The organism is Deefgea rivuli DSM 18356 (assembly GCF_000620145.1).
In the GTDB taxonomy this organism is placed as follows: domain Bacteria; phylum Pseudomonadota; class Gammaproteobacteria; order Burkholderiales; family Chitinibacteraceae; genus Deefgea; species Deefgea rivuli.
In genome coordinates this window covers 22,853-46,831 of the sequence record NZ_JHVM01000019.1, presented here as the reverse complement: position 1 = coordinate 46,831, position 23,979 = coordinate 22,853, and the positions used below count along the sequence as shown (strand labels likewise).

Here is a 23,979-nt window from a genome sequence, read left to right as displayed (position 1 = left end):
TTACCGTTCGACTTGCATGTGTAAAGCATGCCGCCAGCGTTCAATCTGAGCCAGGATCAAACTCTTTCGTTTAATCTCTGTGCTAATTTGTACAACTTGGCTTACTTTTGAAATGGTTTTAACGCCATTCCTACATCACTTCAAACCTGAAGAATTTACATTCAACAGATCATTTTGAGAGTGTAAGCACTTGTTTGACTGGCAAACCAAGCACTCACACTCATCGGCTGTATTTTGTTAAAGATCAGTGGCTTAGACACCGAAACTAGCTAGAGAACCGCTTGTTTCGTTTGCTGTGTCAGCAGCAGAGAGGCCGAAATATACGCCCCAGCCCCAAACACGTCAACACCTGCGTGCAAAGAAAATAGACAGAAGGCGATAAGTTGTTGATTTACAAAGAAACAGATTTGAAACAAAAATGCCGCAAACGCTAGAAACCATAAAGGGCGCTGATGCGCCCTTTATGTGAAATCAAACTAAAACAGTGTAAACACTGCTATTACTGCGATTTTATTCCTCTTTTGGCTTATCCCGATTGCCGCCAGCAATCATTTTGTATTCAAACAGGCGGCATTCCAGTGGGCCGTTAAACAATACCGTGCGTTTTGATGCTTTCAAACGCATATGTTTAGGCATATCCAAGTCGGCAGTGAGGAAATAAGTATTCCAGCCAGCAAAGCGTTGCTTTAATACCGTCGCCCATTCTGGGTACAAGGTCGCCAGATGTTCTTTCTCATCCATCCGCGCGCCATATGGTGGATTACAGATCCACACGCCCGACTCTGCTGGCGGTTTTGCATCGAGTACATTCAATTGTTTTAACTGAATACTATCTTGCATACCCGCAGCTTCGATATTAGCTTTTGCATGAACCAACACGGTACTCGATACATCGCTACCCATGATCACATTCGGCGCGGCACTGAGTTCTTGCGCTTTAGCCTCGTTCAAAATGTTTTGCCAGAAGGTTTTGTCGAACATGCGCATTTTTTGGAAGGCAAATTCTCTATCTTTACCCGGCGCAACGCGGCGCGCAATCATGGCCGCTTCAACCAAGAAAGTGCCCGAACCGCACATTGGATCGTAAAACGCTTGATCGGGCGTCCAGCCGCTCAGGGATAAAATCCCCGCAGCTAGATTTTCACGCAATGGCGCATCCCCAGTTTCAACTCGATAACCCCGTTTAAATAGCGGTTCGCCTGAAGTATCTAAATACAGCGTGACGTTTTTCTCTGATAGATAAACATTAATCCGCATATCGGGCGCTTCAGTGTTCACGCTAGGACGATTGCCGCATTTGAGGCGAAAGCGATCGCAAATGCCGTCTTTCACTTTCAGCGCGACAAAATTGGTACTCCGCACTGGCGAGCGCACTGCGGTTACGCTGACTTTAATCGTATTTTCTACGGCAAAAATCTCGGCCCATTCGGTATCGCGTGCCAAACGGAAAATATCGTCTTCTGATCGATAAGGCTTCTCAACCAATTTCCACAACACGCGGCTCGCAACGCGTGAATACAGATTGGCTTTATACATCAAGGTCCACGGGCCAGAAAACGACACGCCACCATCGGTGACATTAATATTCTTGGCGGCCAATGCTTCTAGCTCTTTTTCCAGAACGGTTTCAAGGCCGCGTGGGCAAGGGGCAAAAAAATCAAAAATTTGTAGCACTGAGTTCTTCTTTTAAAAACTAAATAGTTGTTGGCACTTTACTCGCATCGAGCGAATTTTGCTCGGTACGACGCCGTGTTTGCATTATGAGCGGCGCCCAAGTTTCGCCTGGACGTTTTTTACGCGTCGTTAGCGTTAACTCGGCAGGGCCGTAAACATTGGTATTGTGCGTCAGCGGCGTCGTAATCAAATACTGCGCATTGGTTGCTTTTAAGAAAGCGCCGACACGATCAATATTGAAAATATCCAAATGCGCGAAGGGCTCGTCGATAAATACAAAGCCCGATGGATTACTTTCATCCATCATCAAGCCAATCAACAGAATGAGCGATTTCATTACCTGCTGACCGCCCGACGCTTCGCCATCGTTCAAGCCCATCATGCCTTTTTGATCGAAATTGAAGCGCGCCGTCAAACCCGCTTGCGCCAGCACCACATCGTCGTTTTCCAAATGCGGCATATCAAGCTCAACATCAATCCCCGCCAATTCGCCCAAGCCTTTCACATTTCGACCGTAGGCGCGAACCGTCGCGCGCAATTTATTAATATACGCTGCGCGCGCTTCGTCGGTCAGCTGCGCGGTGCGATCAACTTCTTGACGATGGCCGACCGACTCACCTTCCAATGCTTTGTAATCATTCACCAGCTTATCGCGGCGCTGCACGATGCTTTCGTCTTTTTCCCAATGCGCTTGGCTCAATTGCTCGGCTTGGCGCGCCATCATGTGACGAACTTCAGACACGCTGTTGTAGTCTTCTTTCAACTGACGCAGCGTTGCAGGCACTAACCACGCTGGCAAAGCTTTTTCTTTCAGTACGCGAATCATACCGAGCTGGCGGCTGATTTCATTACGTTGGCGCTGCATTTGCGCCTGCATTTCATCAATGCCGCGTTGCAATTGATCGCGTTCGATTTCGATTTTTTGTGCGCCCAAACGCAAATCAGCACGGCCTTCACGCGACGACTCCAGCGCAGCTTGCGCCGCTGCCAATTCCGCACCCAAACGCTGTACAGCCGCTTGCTCTTCTGGATAACGCGCGGCGGCGGCTGCCAATTCGGCCTGACGACTCGCCAATTGCACCACCGCCTGCATCCCCATCAATTGCTGAGTGATTGCCGCGATGTCGCGCATCAGACTATTCAGGTCGGCTTCTTTATTCAGGATTTCATCGTTCAGCGCTTTTAAGCGCAGTGCAATATCCGCTAAACGAGAATGGCGTGCGGCTTCGCCAAAAGCATAGTCACGGGTATCGACCCCAATGAACCGTGCACCACGGCGTTCACGCAGATACCCCTCGCGCGTGATCCAGTCGCCGTTAATGCGAGCACCTGCCTCAACCGATTTCACGCGTTGAATGCCATTCATTTGCCGCGCCAACCACGCTGGCACTGGCGCTTTAAAATCAAGGATTTCTAAAATCGAGCCCAAGGTCGCACGCGGCGCAGCTTCGCGCTCGGACACAATAAAGCTGCGATAACGCAAACGCTCGCCCACTTCCCAAGCGCGTTGTTTATCCGCTTCGCGTTGCAACAGAATCAAATGCTTGGATGGCGCAAGCAAAGCCTCCACCGCGTCTTGCCAAGTATTGTCTTTGACTTCGCAAATTTCAGTCAGCAATTGGTGCGGAATTCCCGCAGCATCCAGCGCCGAGCGCATTTGCCGCACAAATTCCGGCGACGGCGCTTTACCGGCTTGCAGCGCAAATTGCGCTTCAGAGAGCTGCTGGCGCTCTTCTTTGGCGGTTTTCAGCCACGATTTCAGATCGCCTTCTTGTAATTTCAATTCGCCAAGGCGGTCATTCAAACCGACCGCATCCGCGCCATGCTCACGCTCAGCGAGTTCACGCAGGCGCTCGCCTTCTTTGATCAGCTTTTCAGTATCGCGCGCGGCATCACGCACCGCTTGGAAGGCCTGAAATTGCAAATCGTAATCCGCTTTGCTTTGCGATTCACCCTGCAAAGTTTGCTGCGCCGATACGCGCGCCACGGCAAGCTGCTTTTCCAGCTGCGCCAAATCACCACGCCGATTCCACAGGCTGCGACGATTTTGCTTAAATTGCGCCAAGTAATTACGCAAATTATCCTGCGCTTCGGCCACTTGCAGCGCCGGAATCACTTCCTGCTCCAAACGCGCCGTATCCGTTCCCAAAGAACACCATTCTAAATAGCTACTGGCACGCAAGCGGAAACGCTCAACATCTAATCCCAATTGCGACAGTTGCTGGTTCATTTTATCCAGCTCGCCCTCGGCCTCGCGCAAGCGCAATTTAGCCTCGCTGTAATGATCCAGCACTTCTTTATCGCCAAACACCTGAAACACCAAATCTAATAGTGTTTTAGGGGAGTATTCGCATAGCTTGTCGGTATCGCCTTGCTCCAAGGCCAATACCTCGGCAATCGCTGGCGTTAAACCGGCTTGCTCCAAACGGCGACGATAATCGCCCACACCCAACCATTGCAGCGTGGTTTCAGTCGTGCCGTCGAGCTGCGCATCGCCTTCAGCAATCGCGTACTGGCGCACCCAATCACCACCCTGCTTTTTAATCCGACAAAACAGCGTGACCGTTTCGCTAGAAAGCGGGAAAAACAAATAGGGAAAAAATCCGCCACCGCTGCGGCGCGGATTACTCACCACAGCACGCAACCACGCAATGTTTTCTTTGTTATTGCGAACATAGCGCTTGTAATCGCGGCGACCCGAGCATTTCAGCGCCAGCATTGTCCGTAGCGCGTCGAGCAAGGTCGTCTTACCCGAACCATTGGGTCCCACCACCGTCACAATCTGAGCATCCAGCGGCACTGAAATCCGTTGCCAGAAATCCCAGTGCACCATTTCTAACGTTTTAATCTGAAACATTTAGCGCATCTCCGCCACACACTCTTGCCAGAAATCCCAATGCAGCCCTACTAAAGCTTTAATCTGGAACATTTTGACTTCCTTGTAATGTTTGCTGCCATTCTGTAGCGAGCAAACCTAAAACCACTTGATCTTGCGGCATTCCGCCAATCAAAAAATGCTCACGCAATAGGCCTTCCTGCTGGAAACCCAATTTATTTGCCAACGCGAGTGAGGCTGTATTTTCTGCCGAAATCATCAAACCTAAACGGCGATAACCCACTGCAAATAATTGAGCAATCCACATCCTCATCGCCTGAGTTGCCAAACCACGCTGACGCCATTGCGGCAGCAGCGCGTATGTTAATTCGGCATACCGCATTTGAGCTGAACGCTGCCGAGCCCCAACCATGCCAATCGTACAACCTTCAAACTCAAGCACATAAATGAGCTCTGCCGAATCATCAAATTTTAATGCATCAGCACATTCAGCAACGCGAACAGACAACTCAGCGTACGACAATGCGTTCAACGGCATAAAACGTAAAGATTCCACATCGCGACGCAAAGACATTAAAAAATCAACATCATCACGTGTCGCTGGACGCAAAATCATTCTTGCAGCTCAGCTTCTGGCGCAATCTGCGTGCCCGTCAATTTCAAAATATCTGCCAGCGCACCATTAATAATGCGCGGGGCGAGTTTGGCGTAGTCGATCATCAAATCGAGCAATGGACCTTCATAAATCATCCGATTGCGGCGATTAATAAACCCGAGTTTGGAGAGTTGCCCCAGATTGGTCGCAAAGCGCATTTTGCCGCCGAGCACCTTGCCGAAATCGGCGTACAACGCATCCTCCGAAATGCCTTGCGCGACGCCTTCACCGTGTTCAATCGGCTTTTCCGCGCCAAACATATCGCTTTGATCTTCTGAACCGACGGCAACGCGGGCGATTTGCCGTTCGCGTTTTGGCAAAATAATCAGCGCCCAAACCACGACCAACAGCGCAATCCCATCGCGCGGCAGACCCATATTATTGGACAACCAGTTTTCGCCCTCACCAAACACCCATTCTTCCATTTGCGGCTGCAATGCAACGGCAATGTGTTCGGCGTAAGGATTTTCTAATAATTGCAGGCCGCAATCGGCGAGCCGATGCTCTAGCGACTCGCGAAACGCTTCGTCAATCAAAGCGCGCCGCGCCAGCGGATCTTTACGCAGTACAAAACGCTGCGCCAATAGGCGAGCGACTAAAATATTCAGGGCTTGATCCATTACTTATCAGCCTTTTTCAAAACGGTAGACATCAGTCGTCCAGCACTAATACTGGCGACTTCGGGGTGATCGGGCTCGTGCAATTCGCCCGTAATTTCAATACTTAAAGGCAGCTTCACAATATCGGCGACGATGCTTTTCTCTAGCGCTGCTTCAGCATCGCCCAGCAGTGACAACAGCGAGAGTCGATAAGCAGTTTCTTTGTAGGTTGGCGCAAGCACGGCCGTCGGCAAATCACCACCCATGCCGTTTGCCGCCATCTGTTGCAGCTCTTCATACAAAGATTCAGCCAACATCAGGCGTTCGGCTTCGATTTCGCCCACAACCTGCGCTGCTGCACCTTGCGGCATTTCACTAACGAGATTCACTGGGCGCTCACGCTCCAGCACTTCAAACTCGGTAATATCCAGCAACACGTCCGATACGACAAACGCGGGCTCTGGATGGAACAAAATCAAATCGCGCCCCATATCGGCCAGTTTTTCTTGCGTTTGTTGGCGCAACCAATCGGCGACATTGGTCGTCGACAGACCGGACTGCCCCAAATGCACACGCTGCGATGCCAGCTCGGATAAACGGCGATGAAACACCGAGGTCAAACGCAGCATTCTGGCTTGCGCCAGCGCGATCGATTGCGCAATTTGATACACGCGCGGATCGGTTTCTTCGTCGGTCAACACCGTGCGAATCACATCAGTGCCTTTTTCGACCCACTGCCAGACTTTTTCGAGCTTTTCACGCGCGGCGCGGATTTGAAATTCGGACTGTGATTCAAGCGCCGCTTCAAAATCGCTGTACAGCTCATTCAAGCGCGCGAGCAAATTGAGCAAGACTTCATTCGACACTTGGCCAAGCGACTGCCCGGCAGCAACCTGCGACGTCAGATAACCGAGTTCCGCATCGCCATCGGCAAATTGCACCACGGTACTGAGCGCAGCCAACGCGACGCGGCCCGATTCGGACATTGCGTAGAGTTGCTCGTCGCCATCCCAAATCAACAGGCCATTTTCGCGCAGGCGCTTGAGTACCGTATCGAGCTTGATCGAATTCAAATAGGAAAAATGCGATTGCAAATCTTGCGGCGACCAGCGCGGCGCATCAGCGCGCGCGCCAATTTCACGCAAAATCAGCAGGCGAACGAGTACTTCATCGTCGCCACCGCGAAATAGCGTAATAAACGCATCCAAATAATGCCGCGCGCGCAATAAACCCGCCATCGGCGGCAAATCCTGCGGCGCAAAGCCATGGGCAAAAAATTGGGAGAGATCGTTTTCGTCTTGCATGGAAATGACAGAAATCAGGGAGGGGCAAGGCTAAAGCTAAACCGTTAGAAAGACAATCCTTTTCGACTGATGGTGGAGGGTAAAAATGATTAATGGCGCAAATTCGAATTCACCAATTTCAGCCAAATCGTTGTCATAAGCAAGGCTAAACGAGCTGGATATCGGCACAAACCTGCATGAAATACACGTAAGACCACTTTATTTATTGCAAATTGCTAGAATCGTTACTTCTGCCGAGCTTCTACGCTACACAGTACGACCATAGCCTTATAACAAAGAGCATTATTGCCATGACCAGCCCAATAGCTTTAGCAGAGCTCTTCTTCCGAGGAGAATATGTATACGATCTGGATAGTAAAACTTGGATAGAGGCGTTCAATTACATTGATGAGCATGCAGCATCAGTATCTTTTGATAAGTCAGCAACCCATATGCTGTGGACAGTAAATGGCGGACACCTGAGAAACAAGATAAGGGATGACGCATTGATATTACGAGTACTCAAAAAAACTATGCCCGGCTATCAAGGCAGCGGCTTAACTCTCTACCGTGGGGAAGGTCAGCACCTTTACGAACAGCAAAAAATTGGTTTTTGCTGGAGTCCTGATATTAAAGTTGCCAGCCTTTTTGCAAGCGGTTTAAATGCACTGGAATCTGGAGGAGTGCTGCTCAGCGCCTATGCTCCAGCGGAGGCTATTCTTACGGGACCAAACGACCACAGCGCTCTACAAATGAAGGAGTTTGAACATACATGTGACCCAACGAGTCTTCAAGAAATCAAAGTACTTCAACGGTTCCCCAAGCTGAGTAGAGAGGATTACCCCCTTAACTAGCCTTAAACACAATTCCTGATACTTAAGCCAGATTAGCGAATTACGCCTACGCCTAAGCAAGCATACTGGATGATGTATTGACTAAAAATAAAGGTATATCCATCTACCCATTGACAATAAAAGGCCAGATTAAAATACCCACCATACATTATTAAATTTAAAACGTAAAAAAAGCCCCGATCAATACGATTAGGACTTTTTATATTTTAGCTAGTCAGTGCACTCAGTAGATGCACTTCCGAACCATCAATTACTTCACATCACCCGCTTCCAACGCAGCAGCGCGCGCTGCCAGCAAGACGGCCTTTTCGGCGGCGAGGCGGTCAGCCTCAACGGCGGCCGCTTCTTTCGCGAGTTTTTTCGCGGCTTCGAGGTAATCCATAATCGCGTAGGTCAAATCGCGGCAGCCTTCGCCGGTCAAGCCTGCGATCACAAACAAGCGCGGTTTTAACGGCTCGAAATCGGCGTACGGATTTTGTTCACCCGCATCCCAACCGTAGGCTTCCAAGAAGGCGGCAACGCGCTCTTCACGTTCGTCTTCTGGAATCATGTCGACTTTATTCAGCACCAACCAACGTGGCTTTTGGTGTAGGTCTTCGTCGTATTTACGCAACTCTTCAACAATGGCTTTGGCTTCAGCAACGGGATCAGTTTCCGCATCAAACGGAGCCAAATCAACCAGATGCAGCAAAATGCCGGTACGTTGCAAATGCTTCAAGAAACGATGGCCCAAGCCAGCGCCTTCCGCTGCGCCTTCGATCAAACCCGGAACGTCAGCAATGACAAAACTGCGGTTTTCATCGATACGCACCACACCCAAGTTGGGATACAAAGTGGTAAATGGATAATCAGCCACTTTCGGTTTGGCTGCCGATACGGCGCGAATAAACGTTGATTTACCGGCATTAGGCATGCCCAGCAAACCCACATCAGCCAGCACTTTCAATTCCAAACGCAAGTCACGGCGCTGGCCTTCAAAACCGGGTGTGGTTTGGCGCGGTGCGCGGTTGATAGACGATTTAAAGTGCAAGTTACCAAAACCGCCTGTGCCACCCTTCGCAATCGCAAAGCGCATGCCATTGCTCGTCAAATCAGCAACAACTTCGCCGGTTTCAGCATCGGTAATGACGGTACCAATCGGCATACGCAATTCGATATCATCGCCGCCTTTGCCGTAGCAATCCGCACCACGGCCATTGTCGCCATCACGCGCTTTGTATTTTTTCTGGAAGCGATAATCAACTAGCGTGTTGATGTCTTCGTCGGCAATCGCCCACACCGTACCGCCTTTACCACCGTCGCCACCGTCTGGGCCGCCACGTGGAACGAATTTTTCACGGCGCATACTGGCCGAGCCATTACCGCCCTTGCCGCCAATGGCTTCAATCCGTGCTTCATCAATAAATTTCATTTTCTTCTCCTGGCGATCTCGGTGCAAAGCATAGGTATTGCTTTGCAGGCGAAGTGGCTTGCTACATAGAGCTGGATACTAGCAACTCTATCCAGCAAACCGCTTAGACTTAAAACCGCATCGTATTTATAAAACAAAAAAAGCCCTATCGCGTGGACAGGGCTTTCAAACCTACTCAGTAAGAGCGATTAAACCGCTGCTACTGCTTCTTCTTCGCCAACGTACGGCAATACGATTACAGTGCGGCGTTTCAAAGCGCCTTTCACTGCGTATTTAACGTAGCCGTCACATTTCGCGAACAAAGTATGATCTTTACCCATGCCAACGTTGTCGCCGGCGTGGAATTCAGTACCACGTTGACGAACAATGATTGAACCTGCAGGGATCAACTCGCCACCGTATACTTTGATACCAAGGCGTTTTGATTCTGAATCACGACCGTTACGTGAACTACCACCAGCTTTCTTATGTGCCATTATTTAAGCTCCTTAATTAAGCGACGATAGCGTCGATACGGATTTCAGTGAAGTTCTGGCGATGACCAGCACGACGCATATAATGCTTACGGCGACGCATCTTGAAGATGGTTACCTTGTCAGCACGACCATGAGATACCACAGTAGCCTTGATGGAAGCACCTGCAACCAAAGGCGCGCCGATTTGTACGGCTTCACCGTCTGCAACCATCAATACTTCTTCGAGTACGATCTGGCTGTCAACGTCTGCAGTAATCTGTTCTATGTTTAATTTTTGGCCGACGACAACTTTATACTGCTTGCCACCGGTTTTTACGACTGCATACATAACAAGCTCCTAGGGAGTTTGGCCCAACACGTTGCACAAACGCTAACGTGCCTTCCCAAAATTGGGAATCGGGCATTCTACTAACGATTCCCAATAGAGTCAAGCACTTAACTCGCCTGCAAATCTGAAGCAAGACGGGATTTCTAGTTTTCTGCTAATATCGCGGGATTCTATTCAAATGGCTACGCAGCAAACCGCGTATGCCGCCTCAAATCAGGGTGAACCCAGCGTGTCGATGAAGTTTGTGAAGTCGGTCATAGATGCCGATATGGCCTCGGTAGATAGCGTCATTCGTGAGCGTTTATATTCAGAAGTCGTTTTGGTGCGCCAAGTGGCCGAATATATCGTGGCTTCTGGCGGCAAACGCCTGCGCCCAATGATTGTATTGCTCGCCGCGCAAGCACTGGGCTACCAAGGACACAAACACCACGAACTGGCTGCGGTGATTGAATTCATCCATACCGCGACGCTCTTGCATGATGATGTCGTCGATGAATCCAGCCTGCGCCGCGGCCGCGATACCGCCAATGCGCTATTCGGTAATGCGGCATCCGTGTTGGTTGGTGATTTTCTCTACAGCCGCGCGTTTCAGATTATGGTCGGCTGCGGCTCGATGCGCGTGATGGAAGTGTTATCCGATGCAACCAATATCATCGCCGAAGGCGAAGTGTTGCAATTGATGAATATCGGCAATACCGATATTGATGAAGACGGCTACCTCAAAGTCATTCGTTACAAAACGGCCAAACTCTTTGAAGCGGCGGCACGTCTAGGTGCAATTCTGACCGACAGCGATGCGGCGACTGAAGATGCGATTGCGCGTTATGGCATGCATTTGGGTACGGCATTTCAAATCATTGACGACGTGCTCGATTACAGTGGCAAGCAGGAAGAAATCGGTAAATCACTGGGCGATGATTTGGCCGAAGGTAAACCCACGCTGCCGCTCATTTACGTGATGAAATATGGCGAAGCCACTGCTGCTGCGGTCGTGAAAGATGCACTCGAAAACGCCAAACGCGAAAACTTCGATGCGGTGCTGGCCGCAGTGCAACAATCAGGCGCGCTCGATTACGCACGCAAAACCGCCGAAGCCGAGGCTGAACGCGCCAAAGCCTGCCTCGCTCTGCTGCCCGACAATCCATACACGCAATGCTTGCATGCCTTGGCCACATTGGCGATTGACCGAAATAGCTAATACCAAACAGCCCAAGTCGAAAGCCTTGGGCTTTTTTACGTGGTCTTCATCCTGTAGAAACCATCTGCTCCCAGATAGAATAATTTACACAAGTTCAAAGCCATTTATTTAGATCGTCATACCGACGCAGGTCGGTATCCAGAGCATCGCTAAAATAGCCATTGCAGCTGGATTCCGGCCTTCGCCGGAATGACGAATTGATGATTTTTACGGTTTTTAAGTTGTGTCGATATCTGCTCACATTGGGGTATCGATTTTATGCGGCAATCCACTTATAGTTCTCACTCACCTTCCTTGCGAGTTGATGTATGAAAACCTGGCTTTTTTGCATGTCATTCCTGCTGAGCGCGCTCAGCCACGCCGACGAGTTTCGCCTCGCTGCAGCGGCAAGTTTGCAGCCAGTAGCTCAAGCCCTCAGCAAAGATTTCACCCAGCAAACGGGCCACACTTTTCAAACCAGCTTTGGCGCATCGGGCAAACTATTCGCGCAAATTAGCAATGGTGCGCCATTCGATGTGTTTATGTCTGCCGATTTGAAATACCCACAAGAACTCGTCAAAACCGGTGCTGGCAGCGGCGCTGTTGTGCATTACGCCAATGGCGTGTTGGTGTTATGGACCAGCCAAAAGAGCATTCCCAAAGATTGGGCCAGCTGGCTGAAATCGGCGGCGGTACAAAAAATAGCGATTGCCCAACCTGAAAGTGCGCCGTATGGCCGCGAGGCACTGCGGCTTTTAACGACGCAAAATCTATTGCCTGCGCTGCAAGACAAGCTCGTTTACGGCGAGAGCATTGCGCAAGCCAGCCAATTTATTAGCGCTGGCGCGGCGCAAGCAGGCTTTACCGCTAAATCCATCGTCGCCAATCCCGATCAACCACAAACCGGTGCGTGGATCGAAATACCGCAATCTTCACACCAGCCCATCGCTCAAGGCGCAGTGCTTAGCGCGCGCGGCAAAGACAACCCCGCCGCTGTCGCCTTTATGGCCTACTTGCAAAGCCCAGCAGCGCGTGCAATTTTGCTGCGTTATGGCTTTTTGGCACCGAAATGAATCGACTTCCCGCGCAATTGCAAAGTATCGAAATCCACGGCGGATTTGCTTTTGTTGCCGCGCAGTGCGAAGAGCACAGCTTGAGCGCGATGCTGCTTGGCATTAGCGACGATGTGATGCAATGGCAGATTGATGATGCGCTGGAGCTGACTTTTGCAGAAAATGAAGTCGCCATCGCGGTAAATCTGCAAGGCGAAATTAGTTTGCGTAATCGCTTTGATGCCGTGATTAGCGGCATTGAAAGTAGCCCCCTCCTCAGCCGAATTGCCTTTGAGTTTGCAGGACAAACATTACACGCGCTGATTACGCGAGCTTCATGCGAACGAATGCAGCTCGCCATCGGCAAAAAAATCGAATGGCTGGTTAAATCCAATGCAATGCAGGTGCGCCGTGCTTGATCCACAACCGCTGCTGCTGACGCTCAAACTCGCTACGCATACGACCTTGCTACTCACCATCGTGGGTATACCGCTGGCGTACTTTCTAGCCTTTGGCCGCAGCCGTATACGGTATATCGTCGAAGTGATTAGTAGCCTGCCTTTAGTCTTACCACCAACAGTGCTGGGCTTTTATCTTTTACTGCTATTTAGCCCGACCAGCCCCGTCGGCGGCTGGCTGGCGCAGGTGTGGGATATTCGCCTCGCGTTTTCTTATGCGGGGCTGGTTATCGGCTCGATGCTATTTAGCCTGCCTTTTATGCTCTTGCCGCTCACCAGTGCGTTTCGAGCTGTGCCGCCCAATCTACTCGATGCAGCGCGCACGCTAGGTAAATCGGAGATCAATATCCTCGCCCGTGTGATTTTGCCAAATTGCAAAATCGGCTTAATCGGCGCGCTGATTTTGACGTTCGCACATACGGTCGGCGAGTTTGGCGTGGTGTTGATGATAGGTGGGAATATTCCGGGGCAAACTCAAGTCGCGTCGATTGCTTTGTATCACGAAGTCGAAACGCTCAATTACGCCGCCGCGCATTGGTATGCAGCCGTCTTGGTCGGATTTTCTTTTCTTATATTACTGGCGCTACGGCTATTGAGCGTGCGAGCGAAGCATGAATAATCTGCGCCTTGATCTCAGCACCACAATGCACTCCGCGCAGGGCGCTCTGCGTTTGCAAGTCAAAACTGAATTTGCAGCGGACAGCATTACTGCGATTTCAGGTGGTTCTGGCGCAGGAAAATCGACTTTATTGCGGCTGATTGCCGGATTAAAACCGCCAGAACAAGGTGAGATTTTTTACGGCGATACCGTCTGGTTTCAAGGTAAAACACATCTCGCCGCACGACATCGCCGGGTTGGCTTGGTGTTTCAAGATTACGCACTATTCCCCAATATGAGCGTGCGCGAGCAGCTTATGTACGCGCAGCGCGAACGCAATCCGCAGCGCATTAACGCGCTACTCGATCAAATGGGCTTGGCACAGCTGGCAGAACGCAAACCGGCGCAACTCTCTGGCGGGCAACAGCAACGCGTAGCACTGGCGCGCTCGCTCGCCGCTGAACCGCAAATCCTACTGCTGGACGAAGCGCTCTCGGCGCTCGATCACCGCTTGCGCTTGGAACTCCAACAAGCCGTACTCGACTGGCAGCAGCAAAGCGGCGCGATTGTAATCGCCGTCAGTCATGATTTGGGGGAGATTTTTCGGCTGGCAACGCGAGTGTTAAAACTAGAACACGGCCAAATCGTCGCAGATGGCACGCCAGCGCAAGTGCTATTACCGCAACGCGCGAGTGGCCGTTTACAACTAACAGGGACTTTATTAGCGATTGAAACTGCTGGCGTTGCGGCGCTGATGACGGTTGCCTGCGGCACAGAAGTCATCGCAACCTTAGTTAGCCCCGATGAGGCCAAACGCTATGCGATTGGGCAATCGGTGTCGGTGAGTTTATCGGGGGCGAGCGCACAGATTACTACGCTCAGCTAATTCCACTTCCCCACAGCAGAAAGGCGATACAGCAACGTCGATGTGGGCAACCAAACTAACAGATCGTCGAAATCCTCATCTGGCGTGTCTTGTATAAATTTAACGTCCCCGTTGCGATTTTCTAGCTCGTCTGCACCAGCACCTGCACCACTTGCCCCTTCAGAAAAAATAATAGCTGCGGCCGGCGCGGCACTAGAAATCAAATTGCTCGCAGTAACTGGCGCACCATTGCGGCGACTCGCTGACTTCACCGTATTGTCACCTGCAGTTTGCAAAGTAAAGCACGGTGCGCTATTGGGCGTTGCCAAATCACCGCACGTAGCCGTTTTGCGAGCGAAAATTGGCGTGACACGATACTGCAAATGCCGCCCCCAAGCATCAAACTCAGGTAGACCCAAATCCAGCCAAGGTAAGTTCCCACTGGCCTGCGGACAATCACCTGCACCATTCCGAACCAGCTCCAAACCCGCATTATCAGCAGGGCAAGGCAGACGATTGTGGCTCAAGGCATAACCCAGCAATGCCTCATTCGCGCGATCAAGCGCCAGCTTAGTTTCGTTCAAGCGCTGATTGCTCATCTGGCTACTCAACGCCCCCAGTCCTGACGCCATTAGTATTCCCACAATGACTAATACAATCGCCATTTCAGCCAGAGAAAAACCGCGTTGCTGCCGTATTAACATGCTCTTTTCCTTTTACTACACACGCCTTTATTGCAGGTGTACATCACATCATTACTGGTACACGAGGGCGTTACATAGTTGCGATCATTAGGAATTAGCCATTTATTTTGATTGGCAATGTCTTCCAGATACAAAGTCAAATCCGTACTAGCTTGGGCATCGCTCAATAAATTATTAGCGCGCGTAAACGGACTTGGCGTTGGTCGGATCACTGCACCAGGCAGAATAAACAGCGCATCAATCGACGCATCAACCGTGCCATCAAGATTAAAACTCGCCGTGCAACTACTACCTTGCTTGACGGCATATAGAACGCCGCGATGCCAGACATTCTGTTTAAACCATTCTGGCAAATTGTTCGAAGCGGGACTTGGCAATAGCCCAACACCTTTCCAACTATTGGCCGCGCGAGGCAAAATTCCGGCGCATAAATTTGCTTTGCTAGCGCAAGGATTAATACCCGTATCAGGCTGATTATCTCGACAATAGGTATCGGCTACGCCGTTACCATCGCCATCTGTAATATCTGCAGGATAGGGATATGGCGCAGGAACTGGCGTTGGTGTAACTGTCGGAGTGGCCGAAGGCGTTGGCGTTGCTGGGGATGCCGTCGGCGTGACCGAAGGCGTTGTAGATGGAGTTGGCGTCACTGCCGGCGTAGGGGTCGGAGGCGTTCCGGTACAGCTACCTGCATCAGCCCACTCGCCAGTGGGGGGGACTGTTGAGCCAATACCAATCTGATAAATCGCCTGCCAGTTCTTACCATTTTGACTAACCACATCATTCTGAAAATAAGCAGTTCCACCCGAATTGCGCCCCGAGCTCGTCCACGCTGCGGCACAAGCTGTATCGCATTTTCCCAAGCTATTCCAAGGGTTATTTCCCTTGCTAGGATCTTTATTCAGCGAGTATCCCGTCGCTGTGTAGTTCTTGAAGTTTGAACTATTGCCTGTTCGCTCACTAACCATCATTGGGCTGTAATATTCGCTCGTCGGACTCCAAACTCGGCGGCAAATTGACGTATCACCAAAATCATAACCAGCAGCACTAGCATTTCTCGCAGTTACACCGAATAACTGCTGCAAATAAACCAGCACATTTTGTTTGGCAAATGGCGAACTCGGCGCTTGTACCAAGCCAGGATAATTGGTGGCAAAAGCTTGGTAATAGACCTTTAATTGTTGACTAAGCTCCGCCCCCAATCGTGGGGCAACTCGATCAATTAACTCTCGACCCGTAATCACGCCAAGCTGATCATTGAATACGTTACTTAAATCACCGGCAATATAGGGGCCACCTAAAGCTGCATTGTTTTGACCGTTTACCCCCTCTAAATACTGCGCAGCAGCATAAGGGGACGCACGAGTCTGTCCTGATATCGGTGGCCCTGCTGCAAAAATAATGGCGGCAGGCGTTTCTCCATTCAAACTCAACGATGTAATTCCATCGGCAGCAAACACCTGAAAAATAGAAAGACTATCACTATTTACTTTTCTTGCTGGATTGCTACTGTCACGAACCAAAAAACCTAGATCCACCGCATACCAAAGGGGCTCGCCATATGCGTCCACAATTTTGGGGATACCCATAGTTTTCCACGGCAACCAACCAATTCGTGCAGCAGTACCTGTGCAGTTACCAAGACGAGATGTGCCGATAGAGTTAGGACTCGCTTCATTTGGATTGGCAGGGCAAGGCAACTCCACTGGGTTGAGTCGAGCAGCACCAGAAGTCCCATCCCGGCTCAAAGACCAAGCAATCAGCGCTTGGCGCGCTTGCTCTATTGCTGCCGCACTCTGATCGCGGCGAGTCTCTTCAGGATTGCGCCCACGCAAGCTAGATACCAACAAGGTAGCGAAGACCGACAGCATCACCAGCACGAGGATTAATAAAGTCGCGCCGGATTGGCGGGAATGAGGGATAACCATGAATTACTGCGCCTGCGTAGATTGGACTTAAACCATAGTCGACAGCAGACGAAAAAACACCCCAATGGGTATTGGGGTGTAGCTTTTATTTCATATTGGCTAGAGGGCAATACCCCTCATACATTTTGACGCTAATTAATCGCCATAGCCATTTGGATTCTGGCTTTGCCAGCGCCAGCTGTCGTTACACATGTCTTGCAAGCTTTTCTCTGCGCGCCAGCCTAGTTCCGCCAAAGCTTTCGCTGGATTGGCGTAACACGCGGCGATGTCGCCAGGACGGCGTGCGACGATGTCATACGGCACGGGTTTGCTGCTGGCTTGCTCAAAGGCTTTAACCATATCGAGCACTGAATAACCGACGCCCGTTCCCAAACTCACTGTCACATTGCCCGGCTGAGTAGCGAGCTTTTGCAAAGCTTTCACATGGCCAATCGCCAGATCAACGACGTGAATGTAGTCACGTACGCCAGTACCATCAGCCGTTGCATAATCACCGCCAAACACCGACAAGCGCTCGCGTTTACCGACGGCCACTTGCGATACAAACGGCATTAGATTGTTCGGAATGCCTTGCGGATCTTCACCAATCAAGCCTGACTCATGTGCGCCGACTGGATTGAAATAACGCAGCAAGGCGATATTCCAATCTGGCTCAGCGACGCGCAAATCGCGCAAAATGTCTTCAACCATCAATTTACTGCGCCCGTACGGATTGGTGGCCGATAGCGGGAAGTCTTCCAAAATCGGCACCGCATGCGGATCGCCATACACTGTCGCACTGGATGAAAATACCAGATTTTTGACGTTAGCCGCTTTCATTGCATCCAGCAAACGCAACGTGCCAACGACATTGTTATCGTAATATTCCAGCGGCTTGGCGACCGATTCACCGACCGCTTTCCAACCGGCAAAATGCACCACGGCGCTAAACGACCATTTGGCGAACACGGCATCGAGCGCGGCACGATCGCGCACGTCGGCTTTCACCCATTCGATATCTTGGCCGGTAATAGCTTTGATCCGATTAAATACTTCAGGCTTGGCATTACTAAAGTTATCTAAAATCACCGGTTTGAAACCAGCTTTTACAAGTTCAATATAGGTATGCGAGCCAATGTAGCCCGCACCGCCGGTTAGCAAGATATACATCGATGTTTTCTCAAAAAAATTAAAAATCAGCGCGCCATTGTAGTAGCAGACGGCGCAAGGATGCGGTGTTGTACATCACAGCAAAGCTTCAACCGCGCTCTTGACGCCACAAGAAAAAGATCGCAATCCCCATCAGGACGAAAGTCGGAAATCCTGCCGCCAATATCGGCGGCAAGGCATACAGCTCACCCACATAAGTCACCAATTGGCTGGCAAAGTTAAATGTCACACCCAGCAAAATGCCTAAGAAAATCTTCACGCCCACATTACCTGCGCGGCGCTGCGCCAGCGCAAATGGCAGCGCAATCAACATCATCGAAATACAAGCCAGCGGATAAAATAATTTGCCCCAAAATGCCAATTCATAACGCGACGTGCTTTGCTTATTGGCCTGCAAATGCCCGATATAGCTGCGCAAGGCTTCGATCGACATTTCTTGCGGTTTCACCATCAGCACCGCCAACATATCGGGATTCACCAAGCTTTTCCAAGCGTGGTTTTTCAGCGGCGTGATGGTCACTTTGTCATCCGCAAAATCGGTGCGACGTACGCCACTGAGTTGCCAAGTTTGATCTTTTTTGTATTGTGCACGCTCAGCATCAAAAATATGTGACAGCTTGGCTCCTTCGCCCAAAACATAGATTCGAACATTTTCCAAACTCATGTCCGGATTCATCACCGACACATTCATGATTTGTGGCCCGTCTTTCACCCAAACCCCAGAGCGAAACTTGCCCAGTAGCACCGACTGCTTGGCTTCAACTTGATAGCGCTTCGCTGCTTCCGTTCCCATCGGCGCTAAAAACTCCCCGATGGCATAAGTCGCTGCCGCATACACCAGCCCACACACCAACATCCACAAACTAAGACGCAAGATCGACACCCCTGCCGTGCGCATAACGGTAATTTGCGAGGTGTCCGCCATGCCCGACAACGCAAAAATACTACCAATCAACACCGCAACGGGCATGAGTTGATACAGACGACTGGGCAGGGTCAAGCTCACATAAATCAACGCGTCTTTGAGCGTATAGCCTTCTTTGCCCACATCGCGCAGCTCGGCGATCATGTCAAAAAATAAAAATATACTGGTCAGCACCAGCAAGGTGATCAATACATAGCCAAACACGGAGCTAAATACATAACGGCCTAATCGATTCATGCCATTAACCTCGCACTCGGCTACGCCACCAAAACAGGCCAGCAGTCAGCACTGCGACCGCTGCGTGTAAAGGCCACATGCCAATCTGCGGCGGAATTTTACCCACCGCCAGCCAAGCCTGCATCACATTAATGCCGTTGTAATAGCCAAAAGCCAGCAATGCGGCGATCACCATGTGATAGCCTCTGCCACCACGCGGATTGGCAAACGCCAATGGAATTGCGGCCAACATCAACAGAAAAGCCTGAATGGGCAATGCAATTCGCCACGCCAATTCAGCTTGATGCATGGCATCACTACTGCGCCAAAGGTCAACACTGCGCATTGATTCAGTCCCAGGATTAATCACGGCGGGCGTTGGATCTTCTACCCTGACCTTGCCATCTTTAAAGGTCAAAATATCGTATTGTGGTGAATCCGCGGCCGCTTGATACGCCGTTGCATCTTTTAGCCATAGCCAGCGATCGCCCATCTCATCCACAAATAGGCCACCTTTATTGGCTAAAACCGTCGAAGTTTTGCCATCTTGGCGAATTTGCACAAACACATTCTCGCCCTGCCCGCCTTCGCCCGAAAAATTCTCAATAAAATACACGCGATCCGCACCGCGCGATTCACGAAACACACCGGGGGATACTTGCGAGACTTCTTGATTTTTTAAACTGGCTGCACGGTATTCGCGCCCTTTAAGTTGCGCCCATGGCGACACATATAAAGATAGCGCCGCAATCAGCACCACCACTGGCACGCCCATTTGCAATACGGGCGTGATAAAACTGGTAATCGAGCGCCCAGCCGCAAACCACACCACCATTTCGTGATCTTTCCATAGCCGAGTCAGTACCGACAAAATGGAGATAAATAGCATTAAGGAAAATAAAATCGGAAAATAGCGCACCGCAGCAAAGCCCATCACCGCCCACACGGCCGATGAAGCCAATGCGCCAACCGCCGCCTCACCCAACAGGCGCACGATCTGTGAGGTCATCACGATCACCAGCAGCACCACGAATAGCCCAAAGGCTACCCAGGTCATTTCATGTATCAGTGTTTTTCGAAACAGCATGGAATATTTTAATCTGTCTTTTGACTTGACCCGAGGGTCAGTGAATAATCAGCCCATTAAGCATAAGTCCTAGTGCAAAAGTTTTATGGCAAGGCGTGCAAGCCGCAGGCAGTACTGATTCGTACGACAAGGCGAAACAACGATGCAAGAAAACTTTTGCTTGACTACCCAATGTTGACTAGCGCTAGACCCTCAAGGAGTCCTCCGTGGAATTTACCATAGTTTCCCCTGCCCCCGAGCATGCAGATTGTGTCGTTTTACCCGTTCTAGGCGAAAAATTACCCGCCTTTGCCAAAGAGTTAGACATCACTTGCGGACAAATATTCAGCACCGCAATTAAAGACGGCGAACTTGCCGCAAAAGTGGGCAGCACGCTCACTTTAGGTCTACCTGCCAGCCTTGGTTACAAACGCGTGCTCTTGGTGCAATTGGGCAAAGAACCGAACGCCAAAGAAATTCGTATTGCAGCAACGGCCGTTGCCAAAGCACTGATTGCCAGTAAAAACAGCAGCGTTTGCCTTGCCGTTTCGCTGGCGCAATACAAAAAGCAAGACAATGAAATTCTCGCGCAAGAATTCGTCCAAGCTTTGATGCTGGAATCTTATCGTTTTGAGCAATTCAAATCTGAACCTGCGCCAGCCAGCAAACTCGACATCGTCAGCCTGCTGGCGCCGAAAAAGTCGGATCTTGAAGCGGTTGAAGCCGGTTTGGTTTACGGGCTGGGCGTGGGTCACGGCATGAATCTAACGCGCGACTTGGGCAATTTGCCACCGAACGTCTGCACGCCAGATTACCTTGCCGCGACTGCAGAGCACTTGGCGCATACCTACGATTTCTCTTGCGACGTATTAGAGCAAGAAGAACTCGAAGCCTTGAAAATGGGCTCATTCCTGTCGGTTGCCAAAGGCTCGATCGTTCCGCCGAAATTTATCGTCATGGAATATCGCAACGCCGACAAAAAAACTGCACCTACGGTGCTAGTCGGCAAAGGCATTACCTTTGATTCGGGCGGCATTTCATTGAAACCCGGCGAAGGCATGGACGAAATGAAATACGATATGTGCGGTGCCGCCACCGTGCTCGGCGTATTCCGTGCTGTGGCTGAGCTGGATTTAAAAATCAATCTCGTCGGCGTGATTCCATCGTGCGAAAACATGCCGAACGGCAACGCGGTGAAACCGGGTGACATCGTCACCAGCATGAACGGGACAACGATTGAAATCCTCAATACCGATGCCGAAGGCCGTTTGATTTTGTGCGATGCACTGACCTACGTTGAGCGTTTCGAGCCTGCTGCCGTCATCGACATCGCCACGCTGACTGGCGCGTGCATTATCGCGCTCGGCCACACCACCAGTGGCCTCTACGCCAATGACGATGATCTGGCCGCAGATTTGCTCAAAGCCTCGCGCCAAGCGGACGATAAAGCTTGGCAAATGCCTTTGTTTGATGAATACCAAGAGCAACTCAAATCGAACTTTGCCGACGTCGCCAATATTGGTGGTCGCCCAGCCGGATCAATCACTGCCGCCGCTTTCCTGTCGCGCTTTACCAAAAAATACAAATGGGCGCATTTGGATATTGCCGGTACGGCATGGAAATCGGGCGCAGCGAAAGGCGCAACGGGTCGCCCTGTGCCACTGCTCGTTGAATATCTAAGAGGTATACAAGGCTAAGCCAAACATAGCAATGCATAGGTGGCAATACCTAGCCCTGTGCATTGCTGCGCTTTTCCTTCTCACTCATGACCGAAATTTCTTTCTACTTTAATGTCAATGACAGAGAATCTGCACTGTGTCAGCTGGTTGGCAAAGCCTTAATGAGCGGCAAACGCATGGTGATTCTGACGGGTTCAGAAGCTGCGACCAGCGCGATTGATCGCCTGTTGTGGGAAGTTCCGCCCGCAGGTTTTTTACCGCACTGCCAAGCCGATGCGTCCTTTGCCGCAGAAACACCGATCATTGTCGATCATCGTGTCGAAATCATTACGCCACGCGATATACTATTTAATTGGACGAACCGTATCGCACCGCGTTTTACTGAGTATGGCCGTCTGATTGAAATCGTTGATACCGACGAAGAACTAAAAACCGCGGCCCGCACACGCTGGGCTGCTTATAAAGCGCAAGGCTACACGCCCAATGCAACCGACATGCAGGAGCTGCTAAATCGTGGCAGAACAGAATCGACCACTGACTGATGATCTAAACTCCTTGCCGAGCGATGAGTCGGTCAGCCCTTTATTTAATAAAATGGATGCACTGATGGCGCGCCATCGCAGCCCTGCGGGCCAGCATCATGAAGACATTCCCGTCCTCACCGATATTGCACCCGAAGCCTTCGACATTCCGATTTTGACCGACGTGATTAACGAAGATTTAATCCAAAAAATCGAAAATATCGAGCGCAGCCTTGCCCAAGCCCAATCAGCTAAAGCGCGGCGCAGATTAGAAGAAAAACTGGCCAGCGAAAATGAACAAGGCATTCCAAGCCTGATGTTTTCCCCCAAGGCCGCAACGGTACAAAAGCCCGTTGAACCCAGTCCAAAAGCCAGCGCCATTTCAGAACCGATTGCAAAACTCGATTTAGAACTCACACCACCAACGCGCTTTAAACCGGCGATACGCACCGCTCCAGTCATCGAGCAGCCTGTCTTTTTAGACCTGCCACTACTTGATTTAAACGCCATCGAAGCAGCCCCCGTCATTCCTACTGGCAAGCCTGCAACACCATCCATCGCCGCAAGCGAATTCAACTTTGTCGCCGATGATCTGATTATTGATTTTTCAAGCCCCACTGATGCCGACCTCAGCGCAGAACTCGATATCAACGATTTTGCCGACGAGAGCGATAGCAATCAAGCCGTCACACTTGAAGCAACGGAACTTGAAACAGTAGCGATAGAAGCAGTCAACTTTGAGCCTGAAATCACCGAAACAGCCACGCTTGAACCCGTTGAATCAACGCGGATTGAGGCGGTTCTTGTTAAAGCCATCAGCAATGAATCGAGCGACGATGATTTAGCGAGTGTGGACTTAGCGATCAACTTAGATTCAAAACCTGAAGTCATTGAATCTCCAGCCCCCATCGCGCTAGCGCACGTGCCCGTAGAGCCAGTAGCTGCACCTAGCCTGCATTGGGATGATGATGAACACATCAGCCTTAGCGTTGCTGAAGAAAATCACATTGAAATCACACTCGATGAGTTTCACGAAAGCCAATGTATTGAGCCAGAAGCCTTATTAATTAATGCCCCTATTCAAATACCTGAAGATCCCATTGCCGAGCCGCAAGCTGAAGTTGAAGCTGAGCAACACGCTGAAGTTGAACAAGAGCCAGATCCAGAAACTAAAACCAGCACCAGCCTAAGCGCCGATGCCATTGCCGAACTCACTGCCGTCGTCGGTGCGCAATTGGCGGTGGATATTGCCAGTGAAGTCGAGCAATTGGCGCGCCAGCATTTCTCGAAATTGATGGCGCAATTTTATGGCGATACACTTCGAGAACTCACCGGCGAAATCAGCCGCGAACTTGAAGAGCGCCTCGCGCCGCGCATTGTTGAATTGGTCGAGCAAGAGCTGATCAGCAAAGGCTTAATCCAAAAATAAGTTCGCATGTCGCCAAAATCAAAAACCGGCGCCACGAAAAACACAAAGATCATCACCCTAGGGAAATATTCTTAGGGTGAGAACAAGAGCAAAAAA

General features: G+C 50.6%; 22 protein-coding genes and 1 rRNA gene. 9 read left to right on the top strand and 14 right to left on the bottom strand.

Annotation, left to right across the window (positions count from 1 at the left end; all coding sequences use genetic code 11):
- The 6 genes from Q320_RS0109295 to Q320_RS0109270 form a co-directional block, all read right to left on the bottom strand.
- Positions 1–72: ribosomal RNA gene (locus Q320_RS0109295) — 16S ribosomal RNA — on the bottom strand; the annotation flags it as partial.
- A gap of 438 nt (positions 73–510) precedes the next feature.
- Positions 511–1,674 carry a THUMP domain-containing class I SAM-dependent RNA methyltransferase gene (locus Q320_RS0109290; protein WP_027468772.1) on the bottom strand — a complete coding sequence of 388 codons (1,164 nt, stop codon included), beginning with the start codon at positions 1,672–1,674 and terminating at the stop codon, positions 511–513.
- A gap of 19 nt (positions 1,675–1,693) precedes the next feature.
- Positions 1,694–4,531 carry an ATP-binding protein gene (locus Q320_RS19265; RefSeq protein WP_051534631.1) on the bottom strand — a complete coding sequence of 946 codons (2,838 nt, stop codon included), beginning with the start codon at positions 4,529–4,531 and terminating at the stop codon, positions 1,694–1,696.
- Between the two features lie 58 nt (positions 4,532–4,589).
- A complete protein-coding gene (locus Q320_RS20785; RefSeq protein ID WP_051534630.1) occupies positions 4,590–5,126 on the bottom strand; it encodes a GNAT family N-acetyltransferase in 537 nt (178 codons plus the stop codon).
- Complete coding sequence (locus Q320_RS19255) at positions 5,123–5,785, bottom strand: hypothetical protein (RefSeq protein ID WP_035853328.1); 663 nt, start codon at positions 5,783–5,785, stop codon at positions 5,123–5,125. Before Q320_RS19255 ends, Q320_RS20785 begins: the two co-directional genes overlap by 4 nt.
- Positions 5,785–7,068 carry a hypothetical protein gene (locus tag Q320_RS0109270; RefSeq protein WP_027468771.1) on the bottom strand — a complete coding sequence of 428 codons (1,284 nt, stop codon included), beginning with the start codon at positions 7,066–7,068 and terminating at the stop codon, positions 5,785–5,787. The genes Q320_RS19255 and Q320_RS0109270 overlap by 1 nt, the downstream gene beginning before the upstream one ends.
- Positions 7,069–7,358: 290 nt before the next feature.
- Between Q320_RS0109270 and Q320_RS0109265 the strand changes: the two genes are divergently transcribed.
- Positions 7,359–7,901: a hypothetical protein gene (locus tag Q320_RS0109265; protein ID WP_035853326.1), complete on the top strand. Its 543-nt coding sequence runs from the start codon at positions 7,359–7,361 to the stop codon at positions 7,899–7,901.
- 250 nt (positions 7,902–8,151) lie between these two features.
- On the opposite strand, the gene obgE is transcribed toward Q320_RS0109265, so the two are convergent.
- From obgE to rplU, 3 genes are all read right to left on the bottom strand, one after another.
- Complete coding sequence (gene obgE / locus Q320_RS0109260) at positions 8,152–9,312, bottom strand: GTPase ObgE (RefSeq protein ID WP_027468769.1); 1,161 nt, start codon at positions 9,310–9,312, stop codon at positions 8,152–8,154.
- A 188-nt stretch (positions 9,313–9,500) separates the two neighbouring features.
- Positions 9,501–9,788, bottom strand: a complete 288-nt coding sequence (gene rpmA / locus Q320_RS0109255; RefSeq protein WP_027468768.1) for a 50S ribosomal protein L27 — start codon at positions 9,786–9,788, stop codon at positions 9,501–9,503.
- A 16-nt stretch (positions 9,789–9,804) separates the two neighbouring features.
- Positions 9,805–10,116 (bottom strand): 50S ribosomal protein L21, encoded by a 312-nt coding sequence (gene rplU, locus Q320_RS0109250; protein WP_027468767.1) that lies wholly within the window; start codon positions 10,114–10,116, stop codon positions 9,805–9,807.
- A 178-nt stretch (positions 10,117–10,294) separates the two neighbouring features.
- Between rplU and ispB the strand changes: the two genes are divergently transcribed.
- The 5 genes from ispB (at position 10,295) to Q320_RS0109225 (ending at position 14,287) form a co-directional block, all read left to right on the top strand.
- A complete protein-coding gene (gene ispB / locus Q320_RS0109245; RefSeq protein WP_211251211.1) occupies positions 10,295–11,314 on the top strand; it encodes an octaprenyl diphosphate synthase in 1,020 nt (339 codons plus the stop codon).
- A gap of 329 nt (positions 11,315–11,643) precedes the next feature.
- Positions 11,644–12,366 carry a molybdate ABC transporter substrate-binding protein gene (gene modA / locus Q320_RS0109240; protein ID WP_169734445.1) on the top strand — a complete coding sequence of 241 codons (723 nt, stop codon included), beginning with the start codon at positions 11,644–11,646 and terminating at the stop codon, positions 12,364–12,366.
- Positions 12,363–12,764: a TOBE domain-containing protein gene (locus Q320_RS0109235; RefSeq protein WP_027468764.1), complete on the top strand. Its 402-nt coding sequence runs from the start codon at positions 12,363–12,365 to the stop codon at positions 12,762–12,764. Before modA ends, Q320_RS0109235 begins: the two co-directional genes overlap by 4 nt.
- Positions 12,757–13,422 carry a molybdate ABC transporter permease subunit gene (gene modB, locus Q320_RS0109230; protein ID WP_027468763.1) on the top strand — a complete coding sequence of 222 codons (666 nt, stop codon included), beginning with the start codon at positions 12,757–12,759 and terminating at the stop codon, positions 13,420–13,422. The genes Q320_RS0109235 and modB overlap by 8 nt, the downstream gene beginning before the upstream one ends.
- Entirely contained in the window at positions 13,415–14,287 is an 873-nt protein-coding gene (locus Q320_RS0109225; protein ID WP_027468762.1) for a sulfate/molybdate ABC transporter ATP-binding protein, read from the top strand. The genes modB and Q320_RS0109225 overlap by 8 nt, the downstream gene beginning before the upstream one ends.
- Here the strand turns inward: Q320_RS0109225 and Q320_RS0109220 are convergent.
- The 5 genes from Q320_RS0109220 to lptF form a co-directional block, all read right to left on the bottom strand.
- Entirely contained in the window at positions 14,284–14,970 is a 687-nt protein-coding gene (locus Q320_RS0109220) for a type II secretion system protein (protein ID WP_027468761.1), read from the bottom strand. The two genes, Q320_RS0109225 and Q320_RS0109220, sit on opposite strands and share 4 nt — an antisense overlap.
- Positions 14,964–16,898 carry a pilus assembly FimT family protein gene (locus Q320_RS21840; RefSeq protein WP_027468760.1) on the bottom strand — a complete coding sequence of 645 codons (1,935 nt, stop codon included), beginning with the start codon at positions 16,896–16,898 and terminating at the stop codon, positions 14,964–14,966. The genes Q320_RS0109220 and Q320_RS21840 overlap by 7 nt, the downstream gene beginning before the upstream one ends.
- Positions 16,899–17,033: 135 nt before the next feature.
- Positions 17,034–18,047, bottom strand: coding sequence for a UDP-glucose 4-epimerase GalE (gene galE / locus Q320_RS0109210; RefSeq protein ID WP_027468759.1), 1,014 nt, complete (start codon positions 18,045–18,047; stop codon positions 17,034–17,036).
- A gap of 88 nt (positions 18,048–18,135) precedes the next feature.
- On the bottom strand, positions 18,136–19,209 hold the full coding sequence (gene lptG / locus Q320_RS0109205) for an LPS export ABC transporter permease LptG (RefSeq protein ID WP_027468758.1): 1,074 nt from the start codon (positions 19,207–19,209) through the stop codon (positions 18,136–18,138).
- Positions 19,210–19,213: 4 nt separating this feature from the next.
- Complete coding sequence (gene lptF, locus Q320_RS19250; RefSeq protein WP_035853320.1) at positions 19,214–20,275, bottom strand: LPS export ABC transporter permease LptF; 1,062 nt, start codon at positions 20,273–20,275, stop codon at positions 19,214–19,216.
- Positions 20,276–20,481: 206 nt separating this feature from the next.
- Here lptF and Q320_RS19245 point away from each other — a divergent pair, with 206 nt between their 5' ends.
- The 3 genes from Q320_RS19245 to Q320_RS0109185 all read left to right on the top strand — a co-directional run bounded on the left by Q320_RS19245 (position 20,482) and on the right by Q320_RS0109185 (position 23,883).
- Complete coding sequence (locus Q320_RS19245; protein WP_035853318.1) at positions 20,482–21,951, top strand: leucyl aminopeptidase; 1,470 nt, start codon at positions 20,482–20,484, stop codon at positions 21,949–21,951.
- 68 nt (positions 21,952–22,019) lie between these two features.
- Complete coding sequence (locus Q320_RS0109190; RefSeq protein WP_027468757.1) at positions 22,020–22,475, top strand: DNA polymerase III subunit chi; 456 nt, start codon at positions 22,020–22,022, stop codon at positions 22,473–22,475.
- Positions 22,447–23,883, top strand: a complete 1,437-nt coding sequence (locus Q320_RS0109185; protein ID WP_027468756.1) for a hypothetical protein — start codon at positions 22,447–22,449, stop codon at positions 23,881–23,883. Before Q320_RS0109190 ends, Q320_RS0109185 begins: the two co-directional genes overlap by 29 nt.
- Positions 23,884–23,979: the final 96 nt, after the last annotated feature.